Source organism: Roseibium sp. SCP14, from assembly GCF_040329475.1.
Taxonomy (GTDB): Bacteria; Pseudomonadota; Alphaproteobacteria; order Rhizobiales; family Stappiaceae; genus Roseibium.
This window is the reverse complement of the sequence record NZ_JBDZYH010000001.1, coordinates 1014175-1027687: the sequence shown is the minus strand read 5'-3', so window position 1 is coordinate 1027687 and position 13513 is coordinate 1014175. Positions and strand designations below refer to the sequence as shown.

The 13513-nt window shown below is 55.7% G+C and carries 10 protein-coding genes, 1 tRNA gene and 1 riboswitch; of the genes, 8 read left to right on the top strand and 3 right to left on the bottom strand.

Annotation, left to right across the window (positions count from 1 at the left end; genetic code table 11):
* The first annotated feature begins 115 nt into the window (after positions 1-115).
* From ABLQ08_RS04695 to ABLQ08_RS04680, 4 genes are all read left to right on the top strand, one after another.
* Entirely contained in the window at positions 116-1714 is a 1599-nt protein-coding gene (locus ABLQ08_RS04695; RefSeq protein WP_352939957.1) for a hypothetical protein, read from the top strand.
* Between the two features lie 21 nt (positions 1715-1735).
* Positions 1736-2875 carry a phosphatase PAP2 family protein gene (locus ABLQ08_RS04690; RefSeq protein WP_352939956.1) on the top strand — a complete coding sequence of 380 codons (1140 nt, stop codon included), beginning with the start codon at positions 1736-1738 and terminating at the stop codon, positions 2873-2875.
* Between the two features lie 16 nt (positions 2876-2891).
* Positions 2892-5033 carry a hypothetical protein gene (locus ABLQ08_RS04685; protein ID WP_352939955.1) on the top strand — a complete coding sequence of 714 codons (2142 nt, stop codon included), beginning with the start codon at positions 2892-2894 and terminating at the stop codon, positions 5031-5033.
* 498 nt (positions 5034-5531) lie between these two features.
* A complete protein-coding gene (locus ABLQ08_RS04680; protein WP_352939954.1) occupies positions 5532-6431 on the top strand; it encodes a hypothetical protein in 900 nt (299 codons plus the stop codon).
* Between the two features lie 316 nt (positions 6432-6747).
* On the opposite strand, the gene ABLQ08_RS04675 is transcribed toward ABLQ08_RS04680, so the two are convergent.
* A tRNA-Gly gene (locus tag ABLQ08_RS04675) sits at positions 6748-6821 on the bottom strand.
* A gap of 159 nt (positions 6822-6980) precedes the next feature.
* On the opposite strand from ABLQ08_RS04675, the gene ABLQ08_RS04670 reads away from it, so the two are divergent.
* Entirely contained in the window at positions 6981-7781 is an 801-nt protein-coding gene (locus ABLQ08_RS04670; protein WP_352939953.1) for an ion transporter, read from the top strand.
* A gap of 113 nt (positions 7782-7894) precedes the next feature.
* Entirely contained in the window at positions 7895-9283 is a 1389-nt protein-coding gene (locus ABLQ08_RS04665) for a gamma-glutamyltransferase (protein ID WP_352939952.1), read from the top strand.
* Between the two features lie 28 nt (positions 9284-9311).
* Here ABLQ08_RS04665 and ABLQ08_RS04660 read toward each other — a convergent pair whose 3' ends face one another.
* Both ABLQ08_RS04660 and ABLQ08_RS04655 read right to left on the bottom strand, forming a co-directional pair.
* A complete protein-coding gene (locus ABLQ08_RS04660; RefSeq protein ID WP_352939951.1) occupies positions 9312-9860 on the bottom strand; it encodes an IMPACT family protein in 549 nt (182 codons plus the stop codon).
* Positions 9861-9867: 7 nt separating this feature from the next.
* Positions 9868-11004 carry a 2'-deoxycytidine 5'-triphosphate deaminase gene (locus ABLQ08_RS04655; protein ID WP_352939950.1) on the bottom strand — a complete coding sequence of 379 codons (1137 nt, stop codon included), beginning with the start codon at positions 11002-11004 and terminating at the stop codon, positions 9868-9870.
* A 143-nt stretch (positions 11005-11147) separates the two neighbouring features.
* Positions 11148-11227: riboswitch (SAM riboswitch) on the top strand.
* Positions 11228-11270: 43 nt separating this feature from the next.
* On the opposite strand from ABLQ08_RS04655, the gene ABLQ08_RS04650 reads away from it, so the two are divergent.
* Together ABLQ08_RS04650 and ABLQ08_RS04645 are read left to right on the top strand one after the other, a co-directional pair.
* Complete coding sequence (locus tag ABLQ08_RS04650; protein ID WP_352939949.1) at positions 11271-12470, top strand: O-succinylhomoserine sulfhydrylase; 1200 nt, start codon at positions 11271-11273, stop codon at positions 12468-12470.
* Between the two features lie 256 nt (positions 12471-12726).
* Positions 12727-13506, top strand: a complete 780-nt coding sequence (locus tag ABLQ08_RS04645) for a Stf0 family sulfotransferase (protein ID WP_352939948.1) — start codon at positions 12727-12729, stop codon at positions 13504-13506.
* Positions 13507-13513 lie beyond the last annotated feature (7 nt).

Here is a 13513-nt window from a genome sequence, read left to right as displayed (position 1 = left end):
GTGAACCTCTTGGAAGCCAGGTTGAAGTGCTGTTTTATTACGCTACGCATTTTTGTCGAGGCGATGGGGCATGCGCGCTAGGACATTGGAGATAAATCTTTTCGGATCTTGCATCGTGCGTTCTCTTGAACCGGGAGCGTTCGAGATTACGGGCAAGAAGCACCGTGCCATCTTCGCATTGCTGGCAACGGCTCCGCATGGCTGCCGAAGCCGGACCTTCCTTCAGGAAACGCTTTGGGGCGCCTCCTGCTATGATACGGGTAGGCAAAGCCTGCGCCGCGCGCTCTCCGACATCAAATCCGCCCTGGGCCCTTACTTTGCCGAGCTGATCACAACCAACAACTCCGAAGTAACGCTCAATTTGAGCAATGTCACTTTCGCGGGGCAGCCCGGTCAGGGCGTGTTCCTGGAAGGGCTTGATATTCTCGAGCCGCAGTTTCTGGACTGGGTTGAGGCGATCAGGAACAACCCGGAACAGATACATGCGCTGTTCCGGGCACCGTCCGCTTCCCTGCCGAGGCCGCCGGTTCCAACCGTGACCGTGATGCCATTGCTCAGCATCGAGAGCAATCCCGAGCTCACGGTGCTTGGTGACTGGTTCGCAGAGGAAATCTGCCGTTCGCTGTCGCGCACAAATCTACTGGCGGTGATCTCGCATTTGTCGAGCCGCACGCTGGCGGGTCGCCGCGTAGATATCGAGGTCGTCAGATCAAAGCTTGGTGTCGACTATTGCGTCTGCGGCAGCATCCGCCAGATTGGCGATCAGGTCGTGACAGATGTCGACTTTCTGGATGCGGAAACGGGGCGCATTCTGTGGACGCGGCAATTCAGCGGCACATTGCAGGAATTCGTCAGCGATCCAGCGTACGGTCTCAACAACATCGTCACGTCGGTCGGCAATGCGATCGCCTCCGACACGTTAACTTACGTCCGCGGTCGTCCGATCAGCGAAATAGCCGATCATCGGCTCCTGATGGCGGGTGTCAGCCTGATGCACAAGGCAACTTTGCGTGACTTCGCGAAATCGCGCGAGTTGCTTGATGAGGCTATAACTCGGTCACCACAGGCTGCAGAGGTGTACGCTTGGAGGGGTAAGTGGCACGTTTTGAGTGTCATAAACGGCTGGAGCTCCGACCCGTCAAGAGATACCAAAAGTGCAGTTGGGAATACCGCAAGAGCACTGGATATTGATCCGGAGAATGCGTTTTCGCTGACCATTGACGGATTTGCGCACAATAATTTGCTAAGGAGGCTTGATGCTGCTTCCGATCGCTATGAAAAAGCTTTGGGTCAAAACCCTAATGAATCATTGTCGTGGTTGTTGCGCAGCGCGTTGTTTGCATTCCAGGACTCAGGGAATTCCGCCGTACATGCTGCCGACAAGGCGCGGCAGTTATCCCCGATCGATCCTTTTAAATACTTTTTCGATTGCTTGAGTGCGACGGCTTATCTCGCCGCGGAAGATTATGAAAGAGCTCTCAGTTTTGCCAACAATTCCTTAGCGCAAAACAAGCGCCATTTGTCGACGCTCCGCGCCAAGATAACGGCATTACACTTTCTGGATCGGACCGACGAAGCAGTGGAAGTAGGCAACGAGCTCCGACGCAGGCAGCCGAACTTTTCAGTCAATGAATATATGAGTGCACATCCAGCCGCAGACTACCAGAGCGGAAAGAATGTCGCTCGTGCTTTACGTGCAGTTGGTTTTCAATAACCTGATTTATAGGAGGGCAGTGTGGCTTATTTCGGTGGTTTAGGTGGTTTAGGTGGTTTAGGTGGACTGGGGGGACTAGGAGGTCTCGGTGGACTGGGTGGATTAGGAGGCCTCGGAGGGCTTGGCGGTTTGAATGCTTCCGGACTAGGGAGCTTGCTAGGAGCAGGGGGAGGTTCAGGTACTGATCCACTTACCGTACAGGGACTTCAAAACAGCGCACAAGCGATAAGCCATGCTGCAGGTAACGCAAACCCGCACGCTTCCAGAGAGCTTGACTTCTCTTCAGTTCAGAATTTAGGCGTTTGGGCCGATTGGGTAAGGGCATCACTTTATCTCAGCGACTTTTTGAGTGAACTACAATGGGAAATTAGCTCAGATTCGGACGAGATTGTTTCTTTGGCATACAGGTCGCGTACGGGCAGCGCGCCTCAAGTTTTTTATGAAGTTGTGCGACCTGATGCCGCTGTGTTCGAAGAACAGCTTAAATATGTTCGTTCCTATATGGACCAGCGACCTGAACGAACACCGGAAATCCTTTCACAACTTGGATTTCCCTCTCCTTACTTTGCAATGATCCTCGGACTCAATTCTGCTCGCAATAGTAATACATTGGAACTGATCACGGTCACCCAGGTTTTGGCGGCCCATGTCGCGATGATCGTCAAACATCATCTGGCGATCCGCCGACCGGACCGGATTGGGGCGACCGTTCTGCCAATGATTCCGACACCGGGCCACGGAAGTTTCCCGAGTGCGCATGCAACGGAAGCCTTTGCGGTCACCCGTGTGCTTGAGGGACTTGTTGACGCATCACAATCCCATTATCCGGACCCGGATAAACGCAAAAGGTTGCTCAGGAAGCAGGCGGAAAGGATTGCGGTCAGCCGCACCGTGGCCGGTGTTCATTATCCCGTCGACAGCTGGGCGGGCGCTTTGCTCGGAAAGATGGTTGGCGAAATCATTTTGAACAAGTGCGGAGTTTCGCAGGTGATGACCGGCCTGAAGTATGAAGCCAAGGCCGAGTCTGACTTTATGCTTTCGATGTACAAGGACCCTGACTGGAAGGATCACGGTGTAAGTGAACTTCAGAATTGTCAGGTTGCCGAAAGCGCGAATTTCAAATGGCTCTGGGACAGAGCTGTTGGCGAATTTGACCTGTAAGCAGGGATGAAACGTCATGAATGACTTCAGCCCGGACAACAGCAGCGGCTTGGTCACTGCTGCGCTCAAGAGTTATCTTGGCCCCTACGAAGCCTGGAATTTTGGCATCGGCAAACCCTATGCGTTTTCCGCGTATCGCAGGGAAGACATCAAGTTCTTGACCGCTCTCGCCGAACACCCTTCGCCCAAGACAGCAGAATCTGTAACGGGCGCGGGCAATTTGCCGGAACGTCGAATGTGGTTTCCCACAATGTGGGGACGAAGCGACAACGTCCCGCTCAGGTTTTGGCCAATTGTAGTCGAAAACCGGTCACGAAAAGGGATCACGCTCGAGCGCTTGGGGGCCGGTCTGCGTGAAGTCTTGCCTGCGGAAGGAATAGATAAATCCCGGTTCCGCCTTGCCTTTCCCGTCGAACCCTCGGCAATGCACGAAGGAGCAGGGACTTGCCCTGCAGAACCTGAGTGGTCGCCCGATCCCAAGGTCTCCGGGGGCTGCCCGCCAGGAAAGACGATCAACGTATTGGCGGTGATCGATGACGGAATTCCGTTCGCGCACAGAAATTTCCGAAGTGCGGACGGCGAGCGGTCCCGAATGGAGTTTTGCTGGCTGCAGTCAGCCGCGAAAAATTCCGCATCGGATGATGCAAGCGTTCTGTTCGGGCAGGAATACACACGAAAGGAGATTGAAGCGCTCATTCGGAACCACGACGACGAAGATGCTCTTTATGCAGCAGCTGGTGCATCGTCAGATCAGTTCGGTTCCGGGGCCGCGATCAACCGGATTGCAACGCATGGGGCGCATGTCATGGATATCGCCGCCGGCTGTGATCCGAACAAATCGGAGGTGCCCGCGGAAGAAACCAGGCTCATCGCGGTTCAACTTCCCAATACTTACCCCTGGGATACGTCCAGCTTCGGCAAGGACATGTATATGCTGTCCGCAGTGCACTACATTCTTGAACGGGCTGAACGTATTGGTGCCGGGTACGGCGTGAACAACATTCGCGTCACCATAAACTGCAGTTACGGATTTTCCGCAGGGCCGCATAGTGGAACGTCCGTTCTGGAGGCTGCCATCGATGAGGTCGTGCGTGAACGCCGCAAACTGGGGCGCCCGACAGCGGTTGTCCTTCCATCGGGAAACACCTTCCAGGACCGCCTTCATGGCGAAGTCACTTCGAATGACTTCAAGAAGGGAGAGTTTGAATTTACGTGGAGAGTTCAGCCAACCGACCGCACCTCCAACTATCTTGAAATCTGGTTTCCCGAGGGCTTGGACCCAGGTGATTATTCAGTTGGGATTGAGGGCCCTTTCAAAAGCGCCAATGCCGAAATGCTACTCAAGCCTGACCCGGATTATCAGGATGGCGATCCTCGAAATTTCCAGGTGATTCAGCTCGATAACCAGGCTGGAAAGGTTGTTGTTGGCCAACTGAGTCTCGACAATTACCGCTCAAGCAACCGTTGGCGTGTTCTTGTCGCCCTGGCGCCGACAGAGCCCGATGAGCCGGACCTTCCCGCTGCTCCTTCAGGCGACTGGAAGATCACATTGAAACGCGGCACCGATGCTGCACAGGATCATCTGCCGATCTATTTCTGGATACAGCGCGATGTTGATCTGGAAGCGTTTCGAAAAGGCAATAGGCAGAGCTACTTGAGCGACCCCGACTATCGGATCGTTGATGATCGGGGAGGTGAAGCGCAAAGCGACGGGACGGACAGTCATGTAAGACGGTTCGGATCGATCAATGGTATGGCGATTGGCGGTACTTCCCTGATTGTTTCAGGCTGCATGCCTTCGGCTGAAGCGCAATGGGATGTTGAAAAGCCGATCGCTTCGACATTCAGCGCTGCCGGAAAAATCGGATCCGCAGGCTCGGTTGGCAAGGTCGATTGTACTGCTCCGGCCGACCGCTCGAGCATCAATCCCGGTATCATCGGTGCGGGCACGCGAAGCGGGTCGTATGTCGTGGTCCAGGGCACGAGCGTAGCGGCTCCCTTGGTTGCCAGACGGCTTGCGGAGGCTTTTGCAAGCCGGTCCGAAGATGAGGTCAGGAATGCCGAGGCGGACAATTATCTCTCGATCATCGAGACGATCGAATTGCCGGGCCTGACAGGTGAAGAGCGTGCAAGGCTGGGTGGCCATCTCGTGTTGTAACTGGCCGGAACATGTTGAATGAGGCAGGGTCCGGAGTTTTCCGGGCCCCAATTTTTTGCTCAATTCCGCTGCGGAATTCACGCTTTTCTCACGAGCTTACCAGCCCGGAAATTTATATAATCCCATGTATCGAAGAGCGAGCGAGGGGCAAAGTCATGTGATTTCACACTGTGCATAAATTAAAGGGAAGACAAACTGATATTAATTCAGCTATTCCGAGAAAAAAGATTTAAAAGATCTGAAATATACGCCTCTTCATTAGAGAAGAATTGGGCGACGCAAGCCTGAAGTTTGAGGTTTTACATCAATTCAGGTGGAGCGGTAGAACCGTTCCGGATCTGTCCAAGATGTTTCAAATGCACTCGGTTTTTTAAATTCAGTCTTCCGAACCCTCTTTCGAGGAAGTGAGCCCCATCGACCTCACTCCGGAGCAGCGTCCGGTCGGGTCCGCAATTTCACTTCCTCGCTCGCATGCAACTCAATCGTCTGGTGGTCGTCATGTTTGCGGATCTTTTGGAAGCAACGGTGCTGAACAACACGAGATACGAGAAAAACCCGGACAGGTGTCTCGTCTATCACATCTTTGACGACAATCGGGTTCCCCTGACCCAGGAACAGATTGCCGTGGAATGGGCGGCATCGGGAAAAGGTGAAGAGACACACGCCCTGAGGGTCAGAAAGTCGCCGGTGCGGATCTGTGCCGGGGGTGATTCCTGGATCAACATCCTGATCGAGGTTTCCCGCTTCCTCGGATACAACAAGACCTTCTTTGATATCCTGGAAGGGTACTACCAGACAGTCAGCACCGCCTGGCCGGGACATACCGTCGACCGGATCGTTGAGGAAAAGCCATTCAGAATTTACATCGATACCGGCCGGTTCGACTATTTCATCTTTTCCGGCGGCGGCAGCGAGTTTCTTGGTGGTTCAGCACTGGCAAAGCTGCTCAAGGAGAAGCATGCCCTGTCAGGGCAAAATCAGCCCGAGCAACTGCTGGATCTGGATCGCCTGGAAGCGACGATGGAAAGGTTGAAGGAAGGCTATCTGGAGATCGCGGAATACGTAAGATCGAACTCACCGCAGACTCAGCTTCTCGTCCACGGCTACGACTATCCGGTCGCGGATGCAGCCGGCCCCTGGTTTGGAAAGCCGTTCTTGAAGCGAAACTACGATTTCGAGACCGACCGGGAACTGATTGCCGGCGTGCTGACATATCTGGTGGATCGCTTCTATGCCGTGCTGGATGAGGTCGAGCAGCAGTGTTCGAATGTCGTGGTGGTCGATATTCGCAAGATGGTTCGCGGTCGCTGGACAGACGAGTTGCATCCGGATCTCGAAGCTTCGAAAGATATCGCCGCCTTTTATCGCAATGTGATTGACGGATTTCCGACCGTTTGAGTGTCTGCGGAACCGCGGAGGGTCTTGTTTCGAACCAGCCGTTGCCGAGTTGCAGAGCGGGGTGCGAATTTTAAGCCCCAAATCATTTTTGCTTCCAGGCATTCTCGGGCAGGAAGCGACATTTCTTTCAATAAAGGCTGAGTTTAGCCGATTTTAGAGTGGCGGAGAGTGTCTCCGCCACTTCATTTTTCGAGGGTCACGCTTGCCTGGTTCAAGGCGCACTGATGGCCTCTCGCAAAGAGCCTTGCCATGACATGCAAGCATTTGTTTTTTGGGAAATATCTTCCGCTCTTCATGCAGCGGAACTGGCTGAGACTGGAGCGGGTGAGGGGAATCGAACCCCCGTCTTAAGCTTGGGAAGCTTCTGCTCTACCATTGAGCTACACCCGCTTGGCCAAGAATGTTTTCTGCGCCGACTTGCCATGCCTGTCAAGCTGGGGACTCCTGTTTTCCCACGGCACTTGACCTTGCGCTTTGAGGGATAAATCGCCATGTTCGCGCCGGCGCGTGAGTACGCGCGTCAGATAATTTTAACTCCAGGTCAGTTGAATGCGAAATCAGGTCAAGGCGCTGGTCACCTCGCGCAGGTGGGAAATCGGCATCATCAGCATAATCATTTTGAATGCTGTGACACTGGGGCTCGAAACCAGTCCGGCAGTGATGGAACAGATCGGTGGAATTCTGCTGTTCTTCGATAGAGTGATCCTCGGCATCTTCGTTGTTGAGTTGATCCTGCGGCTCTATGGACATGGCCTCAGTTTCTTCAAGGATCCGTGGAGTGTCTTCGATTTTCTGATTGTCGGAATATCACTGATGCCTGCCAGCGGTGCCTTCACGGTGCTTCGTTCGCTGCGCATCTTGCGTGTACTGCGCCTCATTTCTGTCGTTCCTTCCCTGCGTCGCGTCATCGGCGGCCTTGTCGCAGCGCTGCCGGGAATGGGGTCGATCGTCGTGTTGATGGCTTTGGTGTTTTACGTTTTTGCCGTCATGGCGACGAAACTCTACGGGGAAACGTTCCCGGACTGGTTCGGCGACCTTGGGGCTTCGCTTTATACGCTCTTCCAGATCATGACGCTGGAAAGCTGGTCCATGGGCATCGTCCGGCCGGTGATGGAGGTCTATCCGCTTTCCTGGCTGTTCTTCGTTCCCTTTATCCTGTGCACAGCCTTTACCGTCCTGAACCTTTTCATCGGTATCATCGTCTCGGCGATGCAGGAGGAGCACGACGCCGAAGCCGATGCCAACCGGCAGGCGATCCATGATGACACGGGCCTGATCCTGGAAGAGGTGAAAGCACTCAGAGCCGAGTTGAAGGAGTTGCGGGGCAAAGTCGTCGAACGTTCGACGTGAGGCAACTGCGCTTGCGTTTTCGATAAACGCATGATTTGTCAGAAGATATGGCAAGGAACCCAAAAGGCACCATAGCAGCGGGGCATCGGCTCACGGCGGAGGCGGGAGCTGAAATGTTGCGCGAAGGCGGAAACGCCTTTGATGCGGCGATTGCTGCGCTCGCCATGGCATGCGTGTGCGAGCCGGTTCTGGCGTCTCCCGGTGGCGGCGGCTTTGCCATGATCCGCAACGGGCAGAGCGGAAACACGACACTGCTCGACTTTTTCCCGCAAACGCCCCGGCAAAAACGTGGTGATTGCTCCAGCGGATATCGGAGCATCACAGCTGACTTCGGATCGGCTACTCAGGTTTTCCATATCGGACCCGCAACTGTTGCGGCACCGGGCTTTTTCGCCGGTTTGACGGCGCTTCATGAAAGTGGCGGGACGCTGCCGCTGGCCGATCTTTTTGCTCCGGCAATCAATGCAGGTAGAAACGGGCACCGCGTCTCCAGCTATCAGCATTATCTGTCGACAGTTGTCCGGCCGATTTTGACCGCAACAACGCCGGCGCGAAATCTGTTCGCACCTTCCGATGAACTGCCTGCTGCCGGATCGATCTTCTACAATTCCGGAATTGCCGATTTGTACTGCGAATTGGCCCGCGCGGACTGGCTGCAAACCAGTATCGCCGACCAGGTGCTGGCAGAGCAGAGCGATGGCGGCCATCTTTCCCGGGAAGACCTGGAAGGCTACAAAGTCGAGGCGCGGGAGCCGCTAATCGTTCCTGTCGGCGGGGCGTCGGTTTTCCTCAATCCACCACCGGCCGCGTGCGGGACGCTGATCCGATACGCGCTCACGCATCTGGACAGCTGCGGTATGCCCGGTATGGCCAGGGCACTTCACGCGACCGATCAGGCGCGTCTGTCAGCCCGCGGGGACCTCGCCAAGCTCCTGGAACGTCCGATGCGCCAAAAGGGGACTACACATATCTCTGTGGTCGATGCTCAGGGGAATGCCTGTTCGGTCACTGTATCGAACGGCACCGGGAACGGTGAAATCGTCAACGGCTACGGTTTCATGCTGAACAACATCCTCGGAGAAGAGGACGTAAACCCGCATGGTTCAACAGACTGGCCCACGGATACGAGGCTTGCGTCCATGATGTGTCCGACCTTGATCGATGCGCCGGACGGACGTTTGATCGCACTCGGATCAGGCGGGTCCAACAGGATCCGTTCGGCAATCTTCCAGGTCGTCGCACGCATGTGTCTCGCAAATGCCGAACTTGAGGAAGCCGTCCGTGCGTCTCGGCTCCACATCGAGAACGGGCACCTGGACGTAGAGGCGTCTGAAAACGACGGCGGGATCACGCAGTTGAAAAGCCTGTTCCCCGACCATCGCATCTGGTCGGAAAAGAACATGTTCTTTGGTGGTGTGCATGCCGTATCTTTCGGCAGTGCAGGCCAGTTTTCGAGTATTGGAGATGATCGCCGGGAAGGTGCAGCGGTGATCGTTGAGTGATGAGGTCGAAACCAGTCGAGATCGCAGATCAAAGCTCTGAAAGCACCTCTTCCGGCCCTTCAACAATCAGGTCGACCCCGGTCTCGTTGTAGTCCCGGGAAACGACCTTCAGGCCCAAGCCTTCCACCCGCCGCTCAAGATCCGAGCTCGAAGCAAATGCCGCGCTGACTTTTTTGGTCAGAACCTTCTGGAAGGGGACGAGTTCGGCATTGTTGATAGCATCCTGAGCGGAGCCCGAATAGGCTCGGGCAAGGCCTCCACCGCCCAGTTTGGTGCCGCCGAAGTAACGCACGATCAAAACTGCACAGTTGACCAGTTCCGCGCCTTGCAGAACGCGTAAGGTCGGCATGCCGGACGTTCCGGCGGGCTCGCCGTCATCCTTGCCGCTTTCCTCAATCCGGCCGTCCTCCAGCAATCTTCGGTGCGCCGTGACGATGTGATTGGCTTTCCGATGCTCCTTGCGCAGCTCTTCAAGCCGGCTTTCAAATGCATCTACCGGTACGAGAAATGCAAGGAAGCGGGACTTCCGGTCCTCCAGAAATCCTTCGAATTCACGCGTGATTGTCTTGAAGGCCATGCGGATTTCAGGAGGGAACCCTGAAATGCTTGGACAGCTTTAGAGCCTGGCCCTGATAGTTGGAACCGATCCCTTCGCCATAAAGCGTCGCCGGCCGTTCAGCCATATGCTCGTAGACGAGACGGCCGATTGTCTGTCCGTGTTCCACGATGAACGGAACGTCGTGGGACCGGACTTCCAGAACGGCACGCGAGCCGACACCGCCGGCGCCGACATGACCGAAGCCGGGATCGAAGAAGCCGGCATAATGCACCCGGAATTCCCCGACCAACGGATCGAATGGAACCATCTCGGCGGCATAGTCGGGCGGAACATGCACTGCCTCCTGACTGACCAGGATGTAGAAATCGTCCGGATCCAGGATCAGTTCCGCCGACTGACGCCGGTAAATCGGTTCCCAGAAATCAAGCGGGTCCTGGGCGCCGACCAGGTCGACATCGATCAGGCCGGAATGCTGCTTGGCGCGATAGCCGATCAGGCTGCCGGGGCCGCCACCTTCCAGGTCGATCGACAGCTGTACGCCACCTCCGATCCGCTCATTGCCGCCGCTCATCAAGGTATGGGTCTTGTGAACGTGTTCCAGCTCATTGTCAGGGATCAGCGATTGCCCGCGGCGGAAACGGATCTGGCTGAGCCGGGAACCTGTCCGCACAAGAATGGGAAAGGTCAGCGGAGAGATTTCCGCGTAGAGCGGTCCGGTATAGCCTGCCGGAACCGTGTCGAAGGCAAGGCCGTTGTCCGTGATGACACGTGTGAAGACATCGAGGCGGCCCGTGGAACTCTTGGGGTTCGCCGTTGCCGAGATATCCGACGCGAGCGCAAGGCTCTCCTGCAACGGAACGATGTAGACACAACCGGTTTCCAGAACCGCACCGTCCTTCAGATCCACCGTGTGCAACTTCAGCTGCTCCAGCCGGTCGGCAACCTTGATGTCAGGACCGGGCAGAAAACTGGCGCGAACACGATAGGCAACCTGACCAAGACGCAAATCAAGGCTGGCCGGCTGAATCTGGCCGGTAACCGGTGGCTCGGCTGCCGAAATCTCTCCGGCGGCGAACATCGCCTGAATGATCCGTTCCGGCAAGATGCCGTTGGCTGAAAGAGTTGCGCTTCCGTTCAAGACCTGACCCGCTGCCACGTTCATCGAGTTAACCTGCAAATTGTTCAGATAAAGTCCTTAACGGATGCAGGGGCTCCAGCCAACAGGCATTCTCGTTCCCAAAGTTCTTTTGTGAAGGACGACCAGCACCAAATGAATTGACCTTGGAGGTGTTTTCACGTAGGAGGAACGCACTTCGTGGTGATTTGGGCCGGCCGGCTTGCAGCCACGTTAAACAAGTTGCTAAAAAGGCCGGAGGTGCGAACCCCGGTCTTGAGGCTGGGGTTTTTTGCGTTTGGAGCGAACGAGACATGACTGAGAACACCAAGACCGGTAACAAAAACTGGCGCCCTGCAACCACGCTGGTCCATGGCGGCACAACGCGGTCGCCCTTTGGTGAGACCTCGGAGGCACTCTATCTCACTCAGGGCTTCGTCTATAACGGTGCCGAAGCCGCCGAAGCTCGTTTTAATGGCGAGGACCCGGGGTTCGTCTATTCCCGTTACGCCAACCCGACCGTTGCCATGTTCGAGGACCGCATCAAGGCGCTCGAGGGGGCGGAAGCTGCCCGAGGCACCGCAAGCGGCATGGCTGCCGTCAACCTCGCGCTGATGGCCTCTGTAAAGGCTGGCGATCACGTAATCGCCGCCAAGGCTCTTTTCGGGTCCTGTCGCTACATCTGCGAGACACTGCTGCCGCGCTTCGGTGTTGAAAGCACGCTTGTCGATGGCACCGACATCGATCAGTGGAAGGCCGCCGTTCGGCCGAACACCAAGGCCTTGTTCCTGGAAAGCCCGACCAACCCGACGCTGGAGGTTATCGACATCGCGGCTGTCGCCGAAATCTCCAAAAACATCGGGGCACGCCTGATCATCGACAACGTTTTTGCAACGCCGCTTTATCAGTCGCCGCTAGAGCTTGGCGCCGACGTTGTCGTTTATTCGGCCACAAAACACATTGACGGGCAGGGCAGGTGTCTCGGCGGTGTCGTGTTGTCCGATGAAGAGTGGATCACCGATGAGGTCATGCCTTTCGTCAAGCACACAGGCCCTCACATGAGCCCGTTCAGTGCCTGGGTGCTGCTGAAGGGCCTGGAAACCCTGCCGCTGCGTGTCGCGCGCCAGACCGAAAGCGCTGGCCAGATTGCCGACTTCCTGGCTGGCCAGTCAAAAATTTCCCGCTTGATGTATCCGGGGCGGGATGATCATCCCCAGGCTGATGTTGCCAAACGCCAGATGAGCGGTGGTTCCACAATGGTTGCCTTTGAGATGGAGGGTGGCAAGGAGGCCGCTTTCCGGTTCACCAACGCGTTGGACATCATTCGGATTTCCAATAATCTCGGCGACGCGAAAAGCCTGATTACCCATCCGGCAACCACAACTCACCAGTCGATTGGTGAAGAAGCGCGTGAAGAACTCGGCATCTCCGATGGCATTCTGCGCCTCTCAGTCGGCCTGGAAGATCCGTTGGATCTTCTGGAAGATGTCGAAAAAGCACTCAGAGCAATCTGATCAATCAGAAAAATTGCAGCTCAGACCCTGGTCCTTGTGGCCGGGGTTTTTTGTTTGATGATCCATCTCTGCAACAGTGTCCAGGCCTTTGGCGGGGCACAACTGTTGCCCCCGCGCCACTCAGCACTCTCTGATGTTTCAAGCCCGCTGATTGAGGCTATGCAACTCCAATATGCTGTGCCATGCCAGTTTCGCTCTGATGGTTTCTGCAATCCGGCGGGCTGTTTTCTTGGGCATCTGGACGGAAGGTGTGAGATTGACCGGACAAGAGACGAATTTTCAGTCATTGGTGATCTGCACTTCGCCGCGAAGCGGCAGCACCTTGTTGTGCAAACTTCTTGCTGCAACGGGAAAAGCGGGAAGTCCGGACTCTCATTTTCATGAGCCTTCACTCGACAAGTGGCTGAAGTCCTATGACCTTACGGCCGAGCAGTTCTCCGGGGACATGGAAAGACTGCGGGCAATCTTTCAGGCTGCGAAAGAGCGGGGAAGCAACGGGACGGGTGTATTCGGCCTGAGGATGCAAAGGAAGAGCTTTGACTTCTTTTCCAGGCAACTGAAAGTTCTGCATCCCGAGTTGCCGACTGACCGTGCCCGGATCGAAGCGGCTTTTGGCAAGACCTTGTTCATTCACCTGACGCGCAAGGACAAGATCGCCCAGGCAGTATCTTTCGTGAAAGCCACTCAATCCGGTCTTTGGCACAAGGCTGCGGATGGAACGGAACTGGAGCGACTTTCCGAACCGCAAGACCCTGTCTATGACACAGAGCTGATAGCCAGCCATTTCAGGCAAATGAACGCATATGAAGCAGAATGGGCGCGATGGTTCTCGGCGGAACGTATTGATCCCCTGCAAATAACCTATGATGAACTCTCTTCAGACCCCGAAGCCGCGCTGATACGCATCTTCGACGCGTTGGGATTTGAACACGAGGCGGCGCGAGGAATTGCACCACCTGTGGCAAAACTCTCCGACGCGACCAATCGGGAATGGATTGACAGGTTTGCGATGGAGCTGCGCGAAGGCAACGTTTAGCGCGAAA